Source organism: Azospirillum sp. NS33, assembly GCF_059703765.1.
This window is the reverse complement of the sequence record NZ_BAAKJB010000003.1, coordinates 93,539-113,396: the sequence shown is the minus strand read 5'-3', so window position 1 is coordinate 113,396 and position 19,858 is coordinate 93,539. Positions and strand designations below refer to the sequence as shown.

Annotated in this window: 16 protein-coding genes and 1 CRISPR repeat array; of the genes, 3 read left to right on the top strand and 13 right to left on the bottom strand. The window is 70.9% G+C overall.

The genetic code is table 11. The annotated features are described in order from the left end of the window. The 13 genes from AC6H2I_RS04460 to AC6H2I_RS04400 all read right to left on the bottom strand — a co-directional run bounded on the left by AC6H2I_RS04460 (window position 1) and on the right by AC6H2I_RS04400 (window position 15,174). Window positions 1-576, bottom strand: coding sequence for a flagellar export chaperone FliS (locus tag AC6H2I_RS04460; RefSeq protein WP_497499371.1), 576 nt, complete (start codon window positions 574-576; stop codon window positions 1-3). Window positions 577-607: 31 nt separating this feature from the next. Next, a complete protein-coding gene (gene fliD / locus AC6H2I_RS04455) occupies window positions 608-2,293 on the bottom strand; it encodes a flagellar filament capping protein FliD (RefSeq protein WP_497499370.1) in 1,686 nt (561 codons plus the stop codon). Between the two features lie 61 nt (window positions 2,294-2,354). Next, the gene (locus AC6H2I_RS04450; RefSeq protein ID WP_497499369.1) at window positions 2,355-3,179 is read right to left on the bottom strand and encodes a flagellin; all 825 of its coding nucleotides are present in this window, start codon (window positions 3,177-3,179) and stop codon (window positions 2,355-2,357) included. A gap of 184 nt (window positions 3,180-3,363) precedes the next feature. Beyond that, a complete protein-coding gene (locus AC6H2I_RS04445) occupies window positions 3,364-4,275 on the bottom strand; it encodes a flagellin (RefSeq protein WP_497499368.1) in 912 nt (303 codons plus the stop codon). Window positions 4,276-4,284: 9 nt separating this feature from the next. Beyond that, window positions 4,285-6,009 carry a flagellar hook-associated protein FlgK gene (gene flgK / locus AC6H2I_RS04440; protein ID WP_497499367.1) on the bottom strand — a complete coding sequence of 575 codons (1,725 nt, stop codon included), beginning with the start codon at window positions 6,007-6,009 and terminating at the stop codon, window positions 4,285-4,287. Between the two features lie 19 nt (window positions 6,010-6,028). Beyond that, window positions 6,029-6,496, bottom strand: coding sequence for a hypothetical protein (locus AC6H2I_RS04435; RefSeq protein ID WP_497499366.1), 468 nt, complete (start codon window positions 6,494-6,496; stop codon window positions 6,029-6,031). Window positions 6,497-6,512: 16 nt separating this feature from the next. After that, the gene (locus AC6H2I_RS04430; protein ID WP_497499365.1) at window positions 6,513-6,890 is read right to left on the bottom strand and encodes a hypothetical protein; all 378 of its coding nucleotides are present in this window, start codon (window positions 6,888-6,890) and stop codon (window positions 6,513-6,515) included. A 10-nt stretch (window positions 6,891-6,900) separates the two neighbouring features. Continuing rightward, complete coding sequence (flgE, locus tag AC6H2I_RS04425) at window positions 6,901-8,172, bottom strand: flagellar hook protein FlgE (protein WP_497499364.1); 1,272 nt, start codon at window positions 8,170-8,172, stop codon at window positions 6,901-6,903. A gap of 28 nt (window positions 8,173-8,200) precedes the next feature. Further along, window positions 8,201-8,857, bottom strand: coding sequence for a flagellar hook assembly protein FlgD (locus AC6H2I_RS04420; protein WP_497499363.1), 657 nt, complete (start codon window positions 8,855-8,857; stop codon window positions 8,201-8,203). A 481-nt stretch (window positions 8,858-9,338) separates the two neighbouring features. Further along, a CRISPR array of direct repeats spans window positions 9,339-10,048; the repeat unit is 37 nt; unit sequence GTCTTCCCGGGCAGAAATGCCCGGGCCTCATTGAAAC. 276 nt (window positions 10,049-10,324) lie between these two features. Continuing rightward, window positions 10,325-11,497, bottom strand: coding sequence for a mannonate dehydratase (gene uxuA / locus AC6H2I_RS04415; RefSeq protein ID WP_497499362.1), 1,173 nt, complete (start codon window positions 11,495-11,497; stop codon window positions 10,325-10,327). Window positions 11,498-11,560: 63 nt separating this feature from the next. Beyond that, window positions 11,561-12,310 carry an FCD domain-containing protein gene (locus AC6H2I_RS04410; RefSeq protein ID WP_497499361.1) on the bottom strand — a complete coding sequence of 250 codons (750 nt, stop codon included), beginning with the start codon at window positions 12,308-12,310 and terminating at the stop codon, window positions 11,561-11,563. Beyond that, window positions 12,307-14,121, bottom strand: coding sequence for a glycoside hydrolase family 2 protein (locus AC6H2I_RS04405; protein ID WP_497499360.1), 1,815 nt, complete (start codon window positions 14,119-14,121; stop codon window positions 12,307-12,309). Before AC6H2I_RS04405 ends, AC6H2I_RS04410 begins: the two co-directional genes overlap by 4 nt. Before the next feature lie 72 nt (window positions 14,122-14,193). Beyond that, the gene (locus AC6H2I_RS04400) at window positions 14,194-15,174 is read right to left on the bottom strand and encodes a TRAP transporter substrate-binding protein (RefSeq protein WP_497499359.1); all 981 of its coding nucleotides are present in this window, start codon (window positions 15,172-15,174) and stop codon (window positions 14,194-14,196) included. A 268-nt stretch (window positions 15,175-15,442) separates the two neighbouring features. Between AC6H2I_RS04400 and AC6H2I_RS04395 the strand changes: the two genes are divergently transcribed. The 3 genes from AC6H2I_RS04395 to AC6H2I_RS04385 are packed head-to-tail and all read left to right on the top strand — an operon-like array spanning window position 15,443 to window position 19,840. Then, the gene (locus tag AC6H2I_RS04395; protein ID WP_497499358.1) at window positions 15,443-16,129 is read left to right on the top strand and encodes a TRAP transporter small permease; all 687 of its coding nucleotides are present in this window, start codon (window positions 15,443-15,445) and stop codon (window positions 16,127-16,129) included. After that, window positions 16,129-17,430: a TRAP transporter large permease gene (locus tag AC6H2I_RS04390; protein ID WP_497499357.1), complete on the top strand. Its 1,302-nt coding sequence runs from the start codon at window positions 16,129-16,131 to the stop codon at window positions 17,428-17,430. Before AC6H2I_RS04395 ends, AC6H2I_RS04390 begins: the two co-directional genes overlap by 1 nt. Before the next feature lie 7 nt (window positions 17,431-17,437). After that, window positions 17,438-19,840: a glycoside hydrolase family 31 protein gene (locus AC6H2I_RS04385; RefSeq protein ID WP_497499356.1), complete on the top strand. Its 2,403-nt coding sequence runs from the start codon at window positions 17,438-17,440 to the stop codon at window positions 19,838-19,840. The last annotated feature ends 18 nt before the right edge of the window (window positions 19,841-19,858 follow it).

Below are 19,858 nucleotides of genomic sequence, written 5' to 3'. Positions count from 1 at the left end.
TCAGACCCGCCAGGCCGCCCGAGTTCCACCGCCGTGCTCATGATCGTTCGGTCTCCCCATCGCGGCGGCGGGCAGCCCTTTGGCCCCGGCCCCGGACGTGTCGGAAACCACGCCGCGTTCTGCGGCGGTGGGTGGTGCGCCGCGTTGCCCGGCGCTTGTCGGCCCGCCGCGCAACGCGGCGTTCGAAGGTCCGCCGCGTTGCGCGGCGATGGTCTGCCAGGCCTTGGCCACCACGCCGAGCTGGTGGATCACCTGCTCGGTCGCCCGCGCCGGGTCCCTGCGGGCGGCGGCCAGACCGGCCTGGACGACCGTGGTACGGTAGAAGCGGCGCAGTTCCTGCGCGACGTCGCCGCCTTTTTCCATGTCGAGCAGGGAATCGAGGGCGGCCATGATGGTGGTGGCGCGCTCCACGCCACGGTGGTGCTCCTCGAACCAGCCGGCGCGCGCCGCCTCCAGCGCCATGTGCAGGTGGGTCATCGCCCGCTCGTACAGGCGCACCACGGCGACGAGGGGCGGCACCGCGCTGTTGGCGGTGGCGTAGGCGGACAGGGCCTTGGTGAGGGTCGGGTTCGGCATGGCGCAGGTCCTTTGCTGGACGCGGTCGGGGTCAGTCGTCGTCGTCCGACGAGTAGGTGAGTTGCTGGAGCAGCAGCGCGGCCGCCTCGGCCGCCGCCTCCAGGCGGGCGTAGTAGGCGGTCAGCCGCGACCGGTAGTCCTCGGCCCGGTCGCGGATCGTGTCGGACCGCGTCTGCAGGGTGCTGTTGTCGTCCTCGATCTGGCCCATGATCGTGGCGATGGTGCCCTCGTCGTCGTCGGCGTAGGCGGCGATGGCGGTGTACAGGCGGTCGGCGATCCCCTGGGAGAAGGACAGGTCGACGGTGCCGCCGTCGCCGGTGTAGACCAGCACCAGGCCGGCGGCGGCGGTGCCGTCGTTGCCGATGATGCGGTTGCCGCTGACCCTGAACAGGCTGTCGTCGCCGTCGACCGTCGCCGCCGCGATGGTCCCGTCGTCGTTCATCGCGATGTCCAGCGCGAAGGAGGCGAGGCCGAGGCTCTGGTCGAAGCGAAGCAGCTGGACATCGCTGGACGAGCTGGTCATCTGCAGCCCCAGGAGCTGCTTCACGGCGTCGATGTTGCCGGTGAGCGCGCTGTTCAGCGCCGTCTCGTCGATGCTGAGCGTGTTGTCGCTCTCGAAGGAGATGCCGAGGCTGGCGAGGGACATCACCCCGCCGTCGGTGGTCACCGTGGTGTTCAGAACGTCGTAGACGGCGGCGTTGACCTGGCGCAGCAGGCTGTCGGAGAACAACGTCGCCTCGTCGCTGGCGGTGCCGTCGGACCCGGTGGTCTGCTGGCCCTGGATGAAGCTGCGCAGCTCGTTGTAGGCGTCGACGAAATCGGTGATGGCGGTCTTGATGGAGGTGAGGTCCTCCGACACCTCGACCGCGATCGTCTCCCCGGGCGCGGCGCTGTAGAGGTCGAAGGTGATGCCCTCCATGGCGTCGGCGATGGTGTTGCTCGACCGCGTGATCGTCACGCCGTCGACGCGGACGATCGCGTCCTGGACCGCCACCAGCTCGTTGGCGACGGCGCCGTCGGCGTCGGTCAGGCCGAGCCCGGCCAGCAGCCCGGTGCCGGCGTCGTCCAGGGTCAGCGCCTTGCCGGTGTCCACCGCCGTCAGGATCAGCTCGTACGCACCGTCGCTCACCTGGACGATGCTGGCGCCGACGCCGCTGGTCTCCTTCTGCGCGTTGATGGCGTCGCGCAGCTCGGTCAGCGACATGTCGGCATCCGTGGCGATGGTGACCGCCGTGCCGTCCTCGACCCCCAGCGTGAGCGAGCCGGTCAGGCCAAGCGCGGTGCTCTGGCTGGCCACCGTGTCGGCGCCGATCTTGTGCCGGGTGGCGAGCTGCACCACCTCGACGCTGTAGACGCCGGTCTGCGTGCCGTCCTCGACGGTCACCGACAGCGCCCCGTCGTCCGACAGGTACGCGGCGCGCTGGGCGAACAGGTTGTCGTCGGCCCCGGTGGCGGAGGTCCGGTTGCGCAGGCCGTCGATCGCCTCGTTGACGGCCTGCAGATGGCCCTGCAGGTCGCCGTAGGCGGAGATCAGGGCCTCGTTGTCGGTGATCGTCTGGTCGATGCGGTCGGCCGGCAGCAACCGCTTGGCGACCGCCGCCTCGACCAGGGCGGAGTAGTCGAGGCCGGTGCCGGACTCGCTGGCCGACAGCGCCGAGGCGCCGGTGGACGCCGCCGTGGTGCTGGTGGTGGTGTAGCTGGTGGAGATGTCGGTCATGGCGCCCCGCCCCGGTCCGCGGTGGACCCTCCCCCGCCGGCGGCGGGGGAGGGAACGATGCCTAGCGCAGCAGCGACAGCAGGTTCTGCGGCATCTCGTTGGCCTGGGACAGCACGGCGATCGCCGCCTGGGTCAGCACCTTGGTCGATGCCAGCTCGGCCTGCTCGGCCGCCACGTCGACGTCCATGATCGAGGACTGCGCCGCCTCGGTGTTCTCGATGGTGGTGGCGAGCATCTCGCCGCGGAACTCGAAGCGGGAGATCAGGGCGCCGACATCGGCGCGCGCGCTCGACAGGGTCTCCACCGCGGTGTCGAGGGCCGTCAGGGCGGCCGCGGCGGTGGCCGAGGTGGTGACGTCCAGGGCGCCGATGGCGAGGCCCGTGGTGCTGACGTCGGAGATCGAGACGTTGATGTTGTCGGTGGCCTCGGTGCCGACGCGGAAGTCGATGCCGGCGGCCCAGTTGCCGGTGCCGTCCAGCAGCGGGTCGTCGTTGAAGCGGGTGCCGCTGGCGATGCCGTCGATTTCCTCGATCAGCTGCTGGAATTCGGCGTCGAGATAACCGCGCTCGGTGTCGGTCACCGAGCCGGACATGCCCTGGGTGGCCAGCGAGCGCATGCGCTGGACGATGTCGGAGATCCGGGACATGCCGCCGTCGGCCGTCTGCAGGATCGACGAGCCGTGGGAGGCGTTGGTCGCGGCCTGCTTCAGGACCGTGACGTCGGACACCAGGGAGGTGCCGACCGCCAGGCCGGCGGCGTCGTCGGACGCCTTGGTGATCCGCGAGCCGCTGGCGATCTTCGACACCGAGCTCGCCTGGTTCTCGGAATTGATGTTGAGGTAGCGCAGGGCCGAATTGGCGGCCGTGTTCGTCGAGATGACGGGCATGGTATCAGTCTCCTGGTGGGCGGGCCGGCCCCGGGGGGTGCCCCGGCCCGACGGCTGCGAAGGGCCGAACAGACCGGGCCCTCGTCTCTTCCCACGGGCGGGTGGGGGAAAGCTGGCGGGCTATTTTCGGGACCCCGCGAAATCGCCGCCGCCGGCTCACAGGCCGCCGGCTCACAGGCGGGGCTCAGAGGTAGTTGGTGAGGTTGGTGGTCTCGAGGATCTTCATCAGGCTCAGCGTCGCCTCCAGGGAGGCCTGGAGCTGCGACAGGCGGGTCGTCGCCTCGGCGATGTCGATCGACCGCACGTCCTCCACCTGGGTCTCCAGGACGAGCTGCTCGTCCAGGTGGCGGTCGATGGTCCGCTCCAGGGTCGCCGACGCGGCGCCCAGCTTCGTCTGCACCACCGTCAGCCCGTCCGCCGCCGCGTCGGCGAGCTCGTCGGCCTCGGTCACCAGCGCGGTGTCGATCGGGTCCGTCGGCATGTTGGCGATCAGGTTGATGGCCCGCAGCGCCTGCTCGATGGCCGGGTCGTCGGCGGTCACCCCGTACGCGATGACCAGGTCGTCGGCGGCCTGGAAATAGGCCACGCTGGCGTCGCCGGAGAAGTAGCTGGTGTCGGCGGCGGACGGGCTGGTGGCCGGGGGATAGTCCGCGGAGTCGACGCTGACCGGGGCGGCGTCGGTGCGCGATCCGGCGAACAGGTAGCGCCCCTCCTGCTGGGTGTTGAGGAGGGCGGCGAACTCCTCCATCAGGGCCGCCGCCTCGGCCTTGATCCCCTCGGCGCCGCTGCCCGCCGCGCCCTGGAGGCTGGTGACCAGGGCGTTCACCCGGTTGGTGAGGTCGATCATGCCGCCGACCGCGTCGTGCATCGTCTGGATGCGGCCGTTCACCACCTCGCCCTCGTCGACGTAGCGCTCGGACCGGCGGTAGTAGCTCTCCAGGTTGACGAGGCGGCCGCTCTCGTCGGCGATGCCCTTGTAGTCCTCCGAACGCAGTTCCGTCGCCGCCTGGACCTGGGCGGTGGCGACGCGCGCCTCGGCCCGCATCATGTACTGGACGAGCTGGGCCTGGTGGTTCGAGGTGGCGATGCGCTCCATGACGTCCTCCTATCGGACCATGTCCAGGGCGGTGTCGAACATGTCCTGCACCGCCTGCATGACCGCGGCGGCGGCCTCGTAGGCCGATTGCAGGGACTGGATGGCGGCGAGCTCCTCGTTGAGGTTCACGCCGCTCTGCGAGGCGATCTCGCCGGTGAGCCCGTCGACATAGGCCTCCTGTTCCTCCAGGACGGCGTCGGCCCGCCCGGCCGCGGTCGCCACGGCCTGGACGATGTCGCCGGCGTAGCCGGCGAAGCTGGTGCTGCGCGCCGACAGGCCGCCGGCGGCGGGCATGTCGACCGTCGCGGAGAACGCGGCGCCGAGCGCCTGGGCGACGCTGGCGTCGCCCGACGTCAGGCCGATGGCGCCGGCCGCCAGCGCGGTGTCGGCGGACAGGGTGCCGGCGGCGAGCCGGCCGCTGTCGGCGGCGATCGCCGGGGCGACCCGCAGGTCCGCCGCACCGCTGCCGGTCAGCAGGTCGTTCATGCCGAACCAGGCGGAAAAGCCGGCACCGTCGGCGCCGACGGCGTCGTCGGTGCCGCCCAGCGCCACCCCGGTGGCGGGATCGTCGGCCGCCAGCACCAGCTTGCCGTCCGCCGACAGCGACGCGGACAGGCCGGGCATGGCGTCCAGCGCGTCGACGGCGTCCTGGACCGTGGCGAAGGTCGTGAGATCGAAATCCTGCACCTCGACCACCGTGCCGTCGGCGTCGGTGACCGCCACCCGCAGCGTTCCCGTGGCGGCCAGCGCGTCGGTGGCCGCCACCGTGGCGGTGCCGGTCAACGACGCCGGCGCGGGCACCGCCGTTCCCTCGTTGTGGATGGCGTTGAGGGTGTCCTTCAAGGACACCGCCAAGGCGTCGAGCCGGTCCTGCTGCGCCGGCAGCTCCTCGTCGCGCAGGTCGAGCAGCGCGCCCAGCGTGCCGGAGCGGATGGCCGCGGTGGCGTCCTCGCCGTCGATGGTGATGGGGGTGAAGGCGGTGGCGGCGTCGACCGTCGCGGCCGGGGTGTACCCCAGCTCGTGGACCGCGGAGTCCAGCAGGGCGGTGCCCGACGCCGTGGCGATCCGCATCCGGCCGTTGTCGTCGACCTGGTAGCGGATGTCGAGGTCGGATGCCAGCTCCTGCAGGGCCACGTTGCGCTGGTCCTGGAGGTCGCTGGTGTCCTGGCCCAGCGCCTGGGCCTTGACGATGCGGTCGTTGAGGTCGTCGATGGCCTCCAGGTTGGCGTTGATGCGGTCGACGGTGGTGGCCATCGCGTCGTCGGCCTGGCCGCGCAGGTCCTGCACCGTCGCCGAGGCGGAGCGCAGGGATTCCGCCGCCGCCGCCAGATCCTCGACCACCACGGCGCGGGCGCTGCCGCTCTCCGGCGAGGTGGCCAGGGTCGCCATCGCGTCGGCCACGGTGTCGATCATCGCGGCCAGGCCGGTGTCGGAGTCGGTGGTGCCGAGGGAATCCTGCAGGCGGCCGAGGTAATCGCTCGTGGTCTGCGCCGCACCGAGGTCGGACTGGGCCCCCACCAGCGTCTTCAGAAGGTAGCGGTCGACCGTGCTGGAGATCGCGCTGACCGCGACGCTGGACACCGGGGCCGCGATGTCGGTGGCGGTCACCGCGGCGGTCTTGCGGGTGTAGCCCTCGGTGTCGACGTTGGCGACGTTGGCCGAGGCGACGGCGAGCCCCACCTCGTTGGTCCGCAAGGCGGCGTTGGCGATGGTGCCGGCGATGCGCAGCGACATGGCGGCGGTCCTCCCGGTCTCAGACGGAAATGCGCACGGCCTGGCGGACGACGGCGCCGCCGGGCGGGTCGGCGCGGCCGGCGCCGGCGGTGTAGCCGCCGGGCCGCACCGCCATGCCCGCCCGCAGGGCGTCGCCGATGGCCGCCTGGCGGGCCCGCGCCACCTTGGCCCGCGTGCCCAGTCCGCCGACCGCCGCGGCGGCGGCCTGCAGGGCCCCGGCCGCGGCGGTGCGCACGGCGGCCCGCACCTCCGGCGGCACGCGCCGGCTGTGGGCGGCGGCCAGGGCGTCGCGCAGCATGGCGTCCTCGGCCCGCAGCAGCATCTGCATGGCGCCGGCGGCCAGCAGCGCGTCGCGCGGCCGGCCGGCCGCCGCCGCCGCCACCGCCCGTTCGGCGGCGCGGGTCAACCGGGCGACGAAGGAGTCGATCACCACCACCGGGTCGAGGCGGATGGTGTCGGTGGTGCGGGCGCGCAGGGTCGAGGCCATGGACGGTCTCCCCGGTTCAGCGCCGCGGCGCGGCGGCCCGGCCCGAGGCCGGGGTGGTCCGGCCGGAGGTCGGGGTGGTCCGGCCGGAGGCCGTGGCGGCGCGGCCGTACGCCGAGGTGGCGGCGCGGGCGTTGACGTGGCGGCACAGCAGCACGGACACCCCGGCCTGGGTCGCGCGCAGGCGCCGGTGCAGCTCCTGCACCTCGTCGACCAGGGCGATCCGGCGGGCCACCCGCTGCGGGCGCGGCGCCGCCGCGTCGGCGCGGTGGCGGGCCACCGCGGCGGTGAGGCGCCGGAGGTCGCCGGCCAGCCGCGTCTCCTCGGCGAAGGGGTCCCCGGGAACGGGGGCGGGAACGGGGGCGGGAACGGGGCGGGTGAGGGGGTGAACGGTCATGGCCCCGGCCTCAGCGCTTGGTGGCGAGCAGGGTGTCGATCATGTCCTGGGCCGTGGTCACCACCTTGGACGCGGCGGTGTAGGCTTGCTGGGCCACGATCATGCGGCTGAACTCGTCGGTCAGCTCGACGGTGGAGCTTTCCAGGGCGCTCGCATCGAGGGTTCCGGCCTTGCCGTCGCCGGCGGTGCGGAGCTGGTAGGCGCCGGCCGCGGCGGTGGCGCTGAAGATCGAGCCGGTCTCGCTGTCCAGGCCGTTGGCGTTGGCGAAGGTGATGACGGGGATCTGGTAGATCGCCCGCGTCTCGCCGTTGTCGAAGACGGCGCGCACGATGCCGTTCTCGTCGACCTCGGTGCCGGTCAGGGTACCGGGCTCGTAGCCGTCCTGGTCGCTCTCCAGCTCGGCCGAGGGGTCGTCGTCGCCCGACGCGTACTGGGTCAGCCCGTCGGCGCCGCCGGCGGTGCCGAGGTCGAGCGACACCGTGCTGTCGGCGGCCCCGGTGGTCCAGCCGGTGACGGCGAAGCTGACCGGGTCCGGCGTCGTCGAGGCCAGCGACCCGTCGTCGTTGAAGGCGATGGCGACGGGGAAGCCGGCGACCGTCCCGGTGGTCGCCGAGGCGTCGGAGGACAGCGTCGGGTCGGCCGCGTCCACCGACCAGGTGTTGTCGGCGGTCTTCGACCAGGTCAGGGTGACCGAGTGGCTGTTGCCCAGCGCGTCGAACACCTCGATGTCGGAGGTGAAGCTGTCGCCGACGGCGGCGTCCGACGGCAGGTTGCCGTCGATGGTCGTCTCCGACGTCGCCTTGGGCGTGCCCCGCACCTCGGTGACGTTGATCGCCTCCAGGCTGTCCAGGGACGAGGTGTTCTTGGCGATCACGTCGCCGTTCTCGTCGAGCGCCCAGCCGTAGAGATAGACGTCGTCCTGGTTGACCAGGTAGCCGTCGGCGTCCGGCTCGAACGAGCCGTTGCGGGTGAACAGCACGTCGCCGTCCGCGGTCTCGTCCGACACCACGAAGAAGCCGTCGCCGTTGATCGCCAGGTTCGACGTGACGGTGCTCGACTGGATGTCGCCCTGCTGGTTGATGGAGCGGTAGTTGCCGGCCATCACCCCGCCGGTCTGGCTGTCCACCGAGCTCGTCTTGTTGAGATACGAGGTGAAGGCGGTGCCGGTGCTCTTGAAGCCGATGGTGCTGGAGTTGGCGATGTTGCTGGAGATCGAGCTGAGCGCCTTGCTCTGGGCCTTGAGCCCCGACGTGGCGGTGTAGAGCGCGCTGGAAATACCCATGGCGGCACCTGTCGCGTTGCGGGGTTGATCAGGACAGCGAGAGGACGTCGTCGATGGCGATGTCGACGCCGCCGATGCCCAAGGTGGTCGAGCCGTCGGAGGTGTCGACCGAGGTCACCGTCCCCTTGATGCGGGTCTCCGTGCCGACCGCCGCCCCGGTGTCGTCCAGCGCCGTCACCGTCAGGGTGTAGGCGCCCGAGGAATAGGCGGTGCCGTCGTCGCCGGTGCCGTCCCAGGCCAGGGTGTGGCTGCCCTGGTCGGTGTCGCCCTCCGCCGTGTAGACGACGTTGCCGTCCGCGTCGGTGACGGTCAGCGCCACGGAGTCCGCGTTGGCGCCCAGCTCGTAGACCCAGGTGGCGGCCCCGTCCTGGAGCGCGGTGGTGTCCCCCTCGGCCTCCACGGTGCGGCCGAGATAGCCGATGGCGGCGGTCCCGGCGCCGAGCTGCTGCACCGCCGAGTAGATGTTGTCGAGGGTTTCGCCGTTCGACACGTCCTGCTCCAGCGAGGCGAGCTGGACGAGCTGGCTGGTGTATTCGGAGGCGTCCACCGGGTCGGTCGGGTCCTGCACCTCGAGCTGCTTCAGCAGCAGGGTGAGGAAGGACTCGTAGTTCTCGACCAGGGAGGCCGACGAGCTCTTGGTGGCGGACGCCGTGGTGGTGGTGGCGCTGGTGGTGTCGACCTGCATGGACGGTCTCCGGGGTGCAGCATCCCGTTCACGGAAAGAGGGCTCTTCCGCGTCGACAGGAGGGGCTTGTTGCTGGGGGGCGGCGCCGCTGCGAGCGGCCTTCCGTCCCGTTCCGAAGCTATCCACGCGGCGCCGCCGCAAAGCTGGCGCGGTTTTTTCAACGACCGTGCGGGTCGGCGGCCGGGCCCCGGCGGGCCGGCCGATCGCCTCGTCCGGCGGCCATCGCGAGGGTGACGGCGCGGCGCGGCGGTGCTACGCTCGGTCCCGGTTCGTTCCTGCCGCTGCGAGGGGTCCGGTGGACGCGAAAACCCCGGCACCCCTCGCAACGGCGTGGGGCGTTGATTCACAAGGGGTCTTGGACATCGTTCAGAACGAAACGGGATCGACGGGGCTCACCGGGAGCCGGCGCCGGGGGGCGTGATGCGGACCCCTCGAATCCGGCCGGGATTTGCGTTCCCCGCCAAAGCGCTGTACGGTACCCGTCTTCCCGGGCAGAAATGCCCGGGCCTCATTGAAACATTGTTCTTGGTCCCGCTTCGGTCCTCCTTCGGTCCCGGTCTTCCCGGGCAGAAATGCCCGGGCCTCATTGAAACGTCGTCGATGATGACGCACAGCGCTGCGGCACGCTGGGTCTTCCCGGGCAGAAATGCCCGGGCCTCATTGAAACAAGCTTTCCTCGCCGCGGATGGCGAAGATGATCGGAAGTCTTCCCGGGCAGAAATGCCCGGGCCTCATTGAAACAACCCGTCACGGGTCCAAGTGTCGGCCCACGCCATGTGGTCTTCCCGGGCAGAAATGCCCGGGCCTCATTGAAACGTCTTGAACTCCCCACCACGTAATGCGGCGTTTGTGTTGTCTTCCCGGGCAGAAATGCCCGGGCCTCATTGAAACTCGACCGCATCGGGCGTGACGGGCATGCGAATGGCGCGTCTTCCCGGGCAGAAATGCCCGGGCCTCATTGAAACGCGTGGATCTCGTCTGAAATCGGCTGGCGGGGGAGGAGTCTTCCCGGGCAGAAATGCCCGGGCCTCATTGAAACGCTCACTTCTGGCCCTTCCACGTCTTGTAGTCCTGGACGGGTCTTCCCGGGCAGAAATGCCCGGGCCTCATTGAAACCGTTGACCGTCGTCTGGTTGGCGCCGATTCTCGCTTTCGTCTTCCCGGGCAGAAATGCCCGGGCCTCATTGAAACTGGCCCCGGACGGTGAAGGGGTGGCGGCGCAGCCGGTGCCTTCCCGGGCAGACGGCCCCCGACCTCACCGACGCGCGATGCCGCCGGTGTCCTGCTTGGGGTCGCGGGCCGTCGTCCCTCGGCCAGACAGGCCCGGGGGTCCCCGGTGCCGACGTCCGGCGGGGGGCTCCCGTGTGGCCCCATTGGACGCTCGTGGACCCGCTGGCCGCCGCTCCCGCGGTTCCGGCCGGTGCGGCGGGCCGGTCGCCGGCGGCGCGGCCGCGCCGCCGGTTGCCGTCAGCCCAGCAGCCGCTTCACCGCCAGCTCCACGCCGCGGATCTCGGCCAGCCCCTTGAGGCGGCCGATCGCCGGGTAGCCCGGCGTCGAGGCGCGGCGCAGGTCGTCGAGGATCTGGTGGCCGTGGTCGGGGCGGAAGGGGATGGTGTCGCCCTGGCCGCGGCGGCGCTCCTCCTCCACCAGGGCGCGCACGATGGCCACCACGTCGATGTCGCCGTCGAGGTGGGCCGCCTCGTGGAAGCTCAGGCCGTCCTCGCCCTCGCGCCGGGTCGAGCGGACATGGACGAAATGGATGCGCTCGCCGAAGGACCGGACCATCGCGACCAGGTCGTTGTCGGCGCGCACCCCGTAGGACCCGGTGCACAGGGTGAAGCCGTTCGCCGCGCTGGCGTGCATCGCCGTGATCGCCGCCATGTCGCCCAGGCACGAGACGATACGGGGCAGGCCGAACAACGGGCGCGGCGGGTCGTCGGGATGGATGGCGAGCCGCGCCCCCACCGCCTCGGCCACGGGAACCACGATGTCCAGAAAGGCCTTGAGGCGGCCGCGCAGGGCGTCGGCGTCGATCCCGCGGTAGAGCGCCAGCCGCTCGCGGAAGGCGTCCAGCGTGTAGCTCTCCTCCGACCCGGGCAGCCCGGCGATGATGGTCCGGGTCAGGGTGGCGATGTCGTCCGGGGTCATCGCCTCATAGTCCGCCCGCGCCCTCTCCACCATCGCCGGCGGGTAGGACGCGGCGGCGCCCTCGCGGCCCAGCACGAACACGTCGAAGGCGACGAAGCGGGTCTGGTCGAAGCGCAGGCAGCGGGCGCCGTTGGGCAGCTCGTAGGTGAGGTCGGTGCGGGTCCAGTCGATGACCGGCATGAAGTTGTAGCAGACCAGCCGGACGCCCTGGGCGGCCAGGTTGCGCAGCGTCCGGGCCCAGGCCTCGGCATGGGCCTCCCAGCCCGCGGCGCCGGTCTTGATGTCCTCGTGGACGGGGATGCTCTCGACCACGTCCCAGGTGAGGCCGGCGGCCTCGATCATGGCCTTGCGGGCGGCGATCGCCTCGACCGGCCAGACCGCGCCGTTGGGCTGGTCGTGGAGGGCGGTCACCACGCCGGTGGCACCGGCCTGCCGGATGTCCGCCAGGGACACGGGGTCGTTCGGTCCGAACCAGCGCCACGTCTGCTTCATGGTCTCAACGCCTTCTCGTCGGAGGTGCGCACAGGGGTGTTGGAAACGGGGAGGCCGGCGCCGTCAGCCGGCCTCGGCCAGGGAGGGGTCGGCATTGAACAGGTAGCCGTCGAAGTCGGGGTCGTCGACGTCCGACAGCGCCAGCAGGGTCTGGCGCACGTTGCCGAGGTGGCGCCACATGGCCTGGCGCGCCTGGGTGGCGTCCTTGCACTGGAGCGCGGCCAGGATCGCCTGGTGGTCGTGCAGCCACTGGCGCCGGTAGCCGGCGTCGAAGATGCGGCCGTGCAGGCGGGCCCACATCGGGCTGTCCGCGCGCTTGCGCCAGAGGTCGTCGAGCACGTCCACCAGGGCGCCGTTCTGGGTCGCCTCGGCGATCAGGCGGTGGAACAGGGCGTCGCCGGAGTAGTCGTCGCGCCCCGCCTCGATGTCGAGCCGCTCCAGCTCCAGCGCCTCGCGCATGCGCAGGATGTCGGCCTTGGTCACCGTGGTGGCCGCACAGGCGGCGATGCTGCTCTCCAGCACCTGGCGGGCCTGCAGCAGCTCGAACGGGCCGATGTCGCCGCGCGCACTGGCCCCGCCCTCCTCGGGCAGCCGGGTGACGTAGATGCCCGAGCCCTTGCGGACCTCCACCAGCCCCTCGATCTCGAGCATCAGCACGGCCTCGCGCACCAGCGAGCGGCTGACGTCCAGCTCGGCGGAGATCTGGCGTTCCGTGCGCATGCGGTCGCCGATCCGGTAGCCGTTGGCGGCGATCTCGCGCTTCAGCGCCTCCGCGACGTCCTGGTAGCGGCGCTTGCCTGCGGGTTCCGTCATGTCTCGTCCTCCGCCTCATCCCCTGCCCGGCGTTCCGCGTAATACGCCGCGAGGACATGGAAGGCCGCCTTCTTCGTCGCCTTGTCGGCGGCGATCAGGCCCTTGCGGTTGAAACCGCGCTGGAACACGTTCTGCCGCCGCTCGACGCGGAAATCATAGAGGATCCACGGCGACATGCCCTTGACGTAGGCGAGGTCGCGCAGGATGGCGATCTGCTTCTCGTAGACCTCGCGCATGTAGGATTCGCTGAACAGCCCCCGCTTCGGCCCGGTCGGCCCGATGTCGGCATCGGCCCCGGTCTCGGAGATCACGACGGGCTTGTCCGGATTGGAGTTGCGGCCGATGGCGACGAGATCCTCGAAGTTTTCCTCGTACCAGCCGTAGTACTCGTTGATGCCGATGACGTCGATGTGCTCGGCCAGCCGGTCCTCGATCCGCTTGCGGGCGTGGTTCACCAGGCAGGCGGCGGAGGTCAGGCGCGTCGGGTCGGCCGCCTTGGCGGCGTGGGCGAGGCCGCTCATGAAGGCCAGCCGGGCGTCGGTGTCCGGGTTCTCGTTGCCGACCGACCAGATGATCACGCTGGCGCGGTTGCGGTCGCGCCGGATCAGCTCGAGAAGCTGGTTCTCCGCGTCGGCGTAGGTGCGCGGGTCGTCGAAGGCGATCGCCCAGTAGACGGGGATCTCCTCCCACAGCAGGAAGCCGAGTTCGTCGGCCAGCCGGGCGGCCCGCTCGTGATGGGGATAATGCGCCAGGCGCAGGTAGTTGCAGTTCAGCTCGCGGGCGTGCGCGAAGCGCCGGCGCAGGTCCTCCTCGCCGGTGACCTTGCCGGTCGCCGCGTCGTCCTCGTGCACCGAGATGCCGCGCAGGAACAGCGGCCGGCCGTTCAGGTGGATCGCATCGCCGACCCGCTCGATCCAGCGGAAGCCCACGCGGTCCGCCACCCGGTCGCCGCCGGCCGTCAGCACCACGTCGTAGAGGGTCGGGCTCTCCGGCGACCACAGGTCGGGGTGCGCCGCGACCTCGACCGCTCCGCGCCCGGCGCCGTCCAGGGCGATGGCCACGTCGACGCCGAGCGCCGGGATCTCCAGGCGCGCCGTGGTGGCCGGGCCGTCGACCTCGACCGCCGCACGGATGCGGCCCGACCCGTCGCCGGCGGCGAGGTGGACGAACAGATCGCGGATGACCGTGCGCGGCGTCTCGAACAGCTCGACCTCGCGGTAGACGCCGCCGTAGTTGAACCAGTCGGTGTTGCGCATCGGCACCCGGTCCAGCGTCCGGGTGTTGTTGACCATCAGCATCAGCCAGTTGCGGCCGGGCTTCAGGTGCCCGGTCAGCTCGGCGAAGACGGGGGTGGACCCGCCGACGTGGTTGCCCACGAAGGCGCCGTTCAGGAACACCTTGCAGTCGTACTGGGCGGCGCCGACCCGCAGGACATAGCGGCGCTCCGCATCCACGGCCTCCATGTCGAGCGGCCGGGTGTACCAGGCGCTGCCCTCGAAGAAGTACCATTTCTCCTTGAGCACCTGCCAGCACGACGGGACCGGCACCGTCTCCCCCTCGTAGGGGTCGTAGTCCCACGGCTCCGTCCGCTCCTCCGCCGCCACGGGCTCCATGGCGTACCATTTCTGGCGCAGCCCGGTGTCGAGCAGGTCGACACAGAAATTCCAGTCGCCATCCAGCGACCGGCCCGTCCGACCGCCCACGAACACCATGGTGCGGTGGTCGAGGTTGCGGGGATCGAAGGGGACGCCGTAGGCCTCGTCATGCAGGGCCTGGAGGGCGTTTTCCGCCATGTCGGACCGTTCAAGCACGGGGATCGCTCCGCTGGAGTTCTTGGGGCCGGCCGGCGCGGCCTTCCCGCCGGGGGAAGGCCGCGCGGCTCGTCACTTGGCCAGGGCCTGGATGCGGGTGATGAGGTCGGCGACGCGCGGCGACTTGGCCGCGACCTCCTCGTACATCGGCTTCACCGCCGCGACGAAGGGCGCCTTCTCGACCTCGATGAACGTGACGCCCATCTCCGTCTTGGCCTTCTCGATGCCTTCGGCGACCATCCTGTTCCAGACCTGGCGATGCTGGTCCATGGACTCCCGGGCCGCCTGCTTCAGGGCCTTCTGCTCGTCGGCCGACAGGTCGGCCCACACCTTCGACGAGATCATCACCACCGACGGGATCATGGTGTGCTCGTCGTTGGAGTAGACCTTGGCGACCTCGCCGTGGCGGGCCGAGGTGAGGGCCAGCGGGTTGTTCTCCGCGCCGTCGACCACGCCGAGCTGAAGGGCGCTGTAGAGCTCGCCATAGGCGATCGGCGTCGGGGTGCCGCCCAGCAGCTCGACCATGCGGATCGCGGTGGGGCTGGGCTGCACCCGGATCTTCATGCCCGTCAGATCGGCCGGCGAGTGGATCTCCTTGTTGGCGTAGAAGGAGCGCGCGCCTTCGACGTAGTAGGCCAGGCCGATGAAGCCCTTGTCCTTGGACGCCATGAGGATGTCGTCGCCGATCTCGCCGCTCAGCACGTCGTAGTAGTGCTGCTCATTGGCGAAGATGAAGGGCAGGTTGAGGGCGCTGTAGGACTCCTCGAACGCCTCCAGCTCGCTGGCGTTGGAGCGGGCCATGTCGAGGGAGCCGTTCTGCATCAGCTCCATGGATTCGCGCTGGGTGCCGAGCTGGGCGTTGGCGTAGACGCGGATCTTCAGCGCGCCGTTGGTCAGCGCGCTCACCCGCTTCGCCATGTCTTCCGCGGCGATGTGGACGGGGTGGTCGGTGGGGTTGTTGTGGTTCAGCTTCAGCGTGCGCGCGTCGACCGCGCCGCCCGCCACCAGCAGGGCCGCGCCCGCCAGCGCACCCACGCAATACCGCATCTGCATGTCGAATCCTCCTGGTTTTTCTGTGCCCGTTCGCAGTCGACCGATTCCTCGGACGCCCGGGGCCGCCGCGCCGCGACGCCCTCGGCTGCTGTGGGGTCATGGTTGGCCAATTCAGGACGGCAGTCAACCAGTTTCCCGAAATTGGTTGACCAATTGCGGGAAACGGGGAAAGCTAGGCGTCGAGGCCGGGTGCCTTTCCCATCCGCGGCCGAGCTGACAACGACAGCGGACGGTCCAACCGTCCCGTCCGCCCCTCCGGGAGGAGCCCTTGCCGAACCCATCCCCTGCCGTGGCCCCGCAGCCGCCGGGCGGCGGCCCCATCCGCACGGCGACGCGCGCCGTCGATGCGGTGCTCGGCGGCCTGATCGTCACCATCTTCGCCGTGCTGGTCATCTGCGTGTTCTGGCAGGTGTTCTCCCGCTATGTGATGAGCGCGCCGACGACGGTCACCGACGAGATCGCCCGCTTCCTCTTCATGTGGGCGGCGCTGTTCGGCGCGGCTTACACCTACGGCCAGGCGCGCCACCTGGCGATCGACATCGTGTCGCCGGGCCTGTCGCCGCCGCGCCGCCGGGTGCTGCGCGCCGTCATCACCCTGGTCATCGCCGCCTTCGCCCTGATCGTGATGGTCTACGGCGGCGGCCAGCTCACCCTGAAGACGCTGGCCAGCGGCCAGATGACCCCGGTGCTGCGCCTGCCCATGGGCTACGTCTACGGCGCCATTCCCGCCGCCGGCGTGCTGATCCTGTTCTACGCCGTGGTCTTTCTGGCGGACCCCGCCTGGGCGGCGCACCTGCACGGGGACGACAAGCCCGCGGACGAGACCGGAGCGGCGGCCCCGGCGGGCCCGCCCCGCCCCGAAGCGGACGCCGACGCCGGAACCGACACCGAGACCGCCGAGACCGCCGGGACCGCTGCGGCCCGGCGCGCCACCAGCCAGGGGAGCACCCGGTGATGGAACTGCAAAGCACCCTGACGCTGTTCGGAACCTTCGGCGCCCTCATGCTGCTGGGCGTGCCGATCGCCTTCGCCATCGGCGTGGCCGCCGTGGTGACGTTCCTGGCGTTCATGTCCTTCGACCAGTCCGTCTACATCACGGCCCAGCAGATGGCCTCGGGGCTGGACAGCTTCACCCTGCTGGCCATCCCGTTCTTCATCCTGGCCGGCAACATCATGAACCGCGGCGGCATCGCCCTGCGGCTGATCAACTTCGCCAAGGTTCTGGGCGGCCGGCTGCCCGGCTCTCTGGCCCATTGCAACGTGCTGGCCAACATGATGTTCGGCGCCATCTCCGGGTCGGCGGTGGCCGCCGCCGCCGCGGTGGGCGGCGTCATGGCGCCGCTGCAGAAGCGCGAGGGCTACGACCCCGCCTTTTCGGCCGCGGTCAACATCGCGTCGTGCCCCACCGGGCTGCTGATCCCGCCCAGCACCACCTTCATCGTCTACTCCCTGATCAGCGGCGGGACGTCGATCGCCGCCCTGTTCGTGGCAGGCTACGTCCCCGGCATCCTCATGGGCCTGGGCCTGATGGTGGTGGCCGGCATCATGGCCAAGAAGCGCGGCTACCCCGTCGCCCCGCGGCCGAGCTGGCGGGAGGTCTGGTTCCGCACGCTGGACGCCATGCTGCCGCTGGGGCTCATCGTCATCGTCATGGGCGGCATCGTCGGCGGCGTCTTCACCGCCACCGAGGCGTCGGCCGCCGCGGTGATGTACACCCTGTTCCTGGCGCTGGTCTGGTACCGCGAGATCGGCATCCGCGACCTGCCGGGCATCGTCCTGGAATCGGCGGTGACGACCTCCATCGTGCTGCTGATGATCGGCTGCTCCATCGCCATGTCCAAGGCCATGGCCTTCGCCGACATCCCCTACACCATCTCCGATGCCCTGCTCGCCCTGTCGGACAACCCCATCGTCCTGCTGCTGACCATCAACTGCATCCTCCTGGTGGTCGGCACCTTCATGGACATGACGCCGGCGCTGCTGATCTTCACGCCGATCTTCCTGCCGGTGGCCCAGGACCTGGGCATGGACCCCGTGCATTTCGGGGTGATGATCACCATGAACCTGTGCATCGGCATCTGCACGCCGCCGGTCGGCTCCGCCCTGTTCGTCGGCTGCTCCGTCGGCAAGGTCTCGATCGGCCGGGTGCTGAAACCCATGCTGCCGTTCTACGCGGTGCTGGTGGTGCTGCTGCTGATCATCACCTACACGCCGTCGCTCAGCCTCGCCCTGCCCCGCCTCCTGCTGAACTATTGAGGACACCATGAAGACCCTGCGGAGCTGGCGGCTGGAGCGCACCACCGACACCGGCGTCGACCTGCTGGTCGAGGGGCGCCACCGGCTGTCCATCCTGGTGCTGGAGGACACCCTGGTCCGGGTGCTCCTGCAGAAGGACGGCGCGCTGCGCCTGGACCGCACCTGGACCGTCGCCCCCGCGACCGCACCCGGCGGCGCGGCGGCCGGCGACGTCCCCTGGGAGGGGCGCCAGCGCCTCGACCTCTCCGGCTTTCCCTGCCCGCCCTTCACGGCGCGGCAGGACGACGGCGGGCTGGTGATCACCACCGCGTCCCTGCGGCTGACCGTCTCCACCCCGCTGGCCCTGTCGTGGGAGGCCCGGCTGGCCGACGGCACCTGGGCGTCGTTCGCCGAGGACCGCCGCACCGGCGCCTACATGCTGGGCGCGCGCGACCACGCCCACGCCCATTTCCTGCTGCGCCGGCCGGGCGACCGGGTCTACGGCCTGGGCGAGAAGGCCGGCCCCCTGGAGCGCACCGGCCGCCGCTACGAGATGCGCAACCTCGACGCCATGGGCTACGACGCCCGGTCGACCGACCCGCTCTACAAGCACATCCCCTTCACCGTCACCCGCACCGAGGCGGCGGGCGCCTATGGCCTGTTCTTCGACAACCTCGCCGGCTGCTGGTTCGACCTGGGCAACGAGATCGACAACTACCACAAGCCGTTCCGCGCCTACCGCGCGGAGGACGGCGACCTCGACCTCTACGTGCGCTGGGCGCCAACCGTCCTGGAGGCCGTGAAGGGCCATGTGCGCCTGACCGGCGGCACCGCCTTCCCGCCGCTGTGGAGCCTCGGCTACTCCGGCTCCACCATGCACTACACCGACGCCGCCAACGCCCAGGAGCGGCTGGAGGGCTTCGTCGACCTGGTGGCCGAGCACGCCATCCCCTGCGACAGCTTCCAGCTCTCGTCGGGCTACACCTCGATCGGCGACAAGCGCTACGTCTTCAACTGGAACCACGACAAGGTGCCCGATCCCGCCGGCATGGCCCGGGTGTTCGCCGACGCCGGCATCCACCTCGCCGCCAACATCAAGCCGTGCCTGCTCCAGGACCATCCCGAATACGCCCGGGTGGCGGAGGCCGGGCTGTTCGTGCAGGACCGCGACACCGGCGCGCCGGAGCGTTCGGCCTTCTGGGACGACGAGGGCTCGCACCTCGACTTCACCAATCCGGACACCGTCGCGTGGTGGCGGGCCAACGTCACGGAGAAGCTGCTGAGCCTGGGCATCGGCTCCACCTGGAACGACAACAACGAGTTCGAGGTGTGGGATTCGACGGCCCGCTGCGCCGGCTTCGGTGAGCCGGTCGACATCGGGCTGATCCGCCCGCTGATGCCGGTGCTGATGACCCGCGCCTCCCACGACGCCCAGACCGCCTTCGCCCCGGACACCCGTCCCTACCTGATCTCGCGCTCCGGCGCGCCGGGGCTGCAGCGCTACGCCCAGACCTGGTCGGGCGACAACCGGACGAGCTGGGAGACCCTGCGCTACAACATCCGCATGGGGCTGGGCATGTCGCTGTCCGGCCTGTTCAACGTCGGCCACGACGTCGGCGGCTTCTCCGGCCCGCGGCCGGGTCCGGAGCTGTTCGTGCGCTGGGTGCAGAACGGGGTGTTCCACCCCCGCTTCACCATCCATTCCTGGAACGACGACCGCACGGTCAACGAGCCCTGGATGTTCCCGGAGGTGACGCCGCTGATCCGCGACGCCATCCGCCTGCGCTACCGCCTGCTGCCCTACCTTTACACGACGCTGTTCCGCTGCGTCACCGAGGACGAGCCGATGCTGCGCCCGACCTTCCTGGACCACGCGGACGACCCGGCCTGCCTGGAGGACACCGACGACTTCCTGATCGGCCGTGACCTGCTGGTCGCCAGCGTGGTCGAGCCCGGGGCCCGCGAGCGGCGTGTGCGGCTGCCCCGCAACGCCACGGGCTGGTGGGACTTCCACGCCGGCACCTGGCACCCCGGCGGCACCGAGCTGGTCCTGCCGGTGGACCTGTCGAGCATGCCCCTGTTCGTGCGCGGCGGCACCGTGCTGCCCCTGGCCGACGGCCTGGAGCGCGCCGACGCGGCGCGGGACGTGCGGCGGACCTGGGCGCTGTTCCCCGCCCCCGGCAGCGTCCGCGGCGACGCCCTGGAGTACGCCGACGACGGGGTGTCGGCCCGGGCGCTGGCCGGCGACCACCGCCTCACCCGCTTCGTCCTGGAGGGCGACGCGGCGGCGCTGCGGCTGAGCTGGACGGCGTCCGGCCCCTACCGCCCGGCCCATGACGGGGCCACCGTGTGGCTGCCGGCGGGCGAGACCCGCCCGCTGACCGTCAACGGCGCGCCCGCCGCCGCCGGCGACCGCATCGCCGTCGCCTGATCCACCGGCCATCCGAAC

What these genes read in the sequence shown, in the direction of transcription:
- AC6H2I_RS04460 (WP_497499371.1), bottom strand. Translation starts at nt 576, where the DNA reads ATGCCGAACCCGACCCTCACCAAGGCCCTGTCCGCCTACGCCACCGCC.
- fliD (WP_497499370.1), bottom strand. Translation starts at nt 2,293, where the DNA reads ATGACCGACATCTCCACCAGCTACACCACCACCAGCACCACGGCGGCG.
- AC6H2I_RS04450 (WP_497499369.1), bottom strand. Translation starts at nt 3,179, where the DNA reads ATGCCCGTCATCTCGACGAACACGGCCGCCAATTCGGCCCTGCGCTAC.
- AC6H2I_RS04445 (WP_497499368.1), bottom strand. Translation starts at nt 4,275, where the DNA reads ATGGAGCGCATCGCCACCTCGAACCACCAGGCCCAGCTCGTCCAGTAC.
- flgK (WP_497499367.1), bottom strand. Translation starts at nt 6,009, where the DNA reads ATGTCGCTGCGCATCGCCGGCACCATCGCCAACGCCGCCTTGCGGACC.
- AC6H2I_RS04435 (WP_497499366.1), bottom strand. Translation starts at nt 6,496, where the DNA reads ATGGCCTCGACCCTGCGCGCCCGCACCACCGACACCATCCGCCTCGAC.
- AC6H2I_RS04430 (WP_497499365.1), bottom strand. Translation starts at nt 6,890, where the DNA reads ATGACCGTTCACCCCCTCACCCGCCCCGTTCCCGCCCCCGTTCCCGCC.
- flgE (WP_497499364.1), bottom strand. Translation starts at nt 8,172, where the DNA reads ATGGGTATTTCCAGCGCGCTCTACACCGCCACGTCGGGGCTCAAGGCC.
- AC6H2I_RS04420 (WP_497499363.1), bottom strand. Translation starts at nt 8,857, where the DNA reads ATGCAGGTCGACACCACCAGCGCCACCACCACCACGGCGTCCGCCACC.
- uxuA (WP_497499362.1), bottom strand. Translation starts at nt 11,497, where the DNA reads ATGAAGCAGACGTGGCGCTGGTTCGGACCGAACGACCCCGTGTCCCTG.
- AC6H2I_RS04410 (WP_497499361.1), bottom strand. Translation starts at nt 12,310, where the DNA reads ATGACGGAACCCGCAGGCAAGCGCCGCTACCAGGACGTCGCGGAGGCG.
- AC6H2I_RS04400 (WP_497499359.1), bottom strand. Translation starts at nt 15,174, where the DNA reads ATGCAGATGCGGTATTGCGTGGGTGCGCTGGCGGGCGCGGCCCTGCTG.
- AC6H2I_RS04390 (WP_497499357.1), top strand. Translation starts at nt 16,129, where the DNA reads ATGGAACTGCAAAGCACCCTGACGCTGTTCGGAACCTTCGGCGCCCTC.
- AC6H2I_RS04385 (WP_497499356.1), top strand. Translation starts at nt 17,438, where the DNA reads ATGAAGACCCTGCGGAGCTGGCGGCTGGAGCGCACCACCGACACCGGC.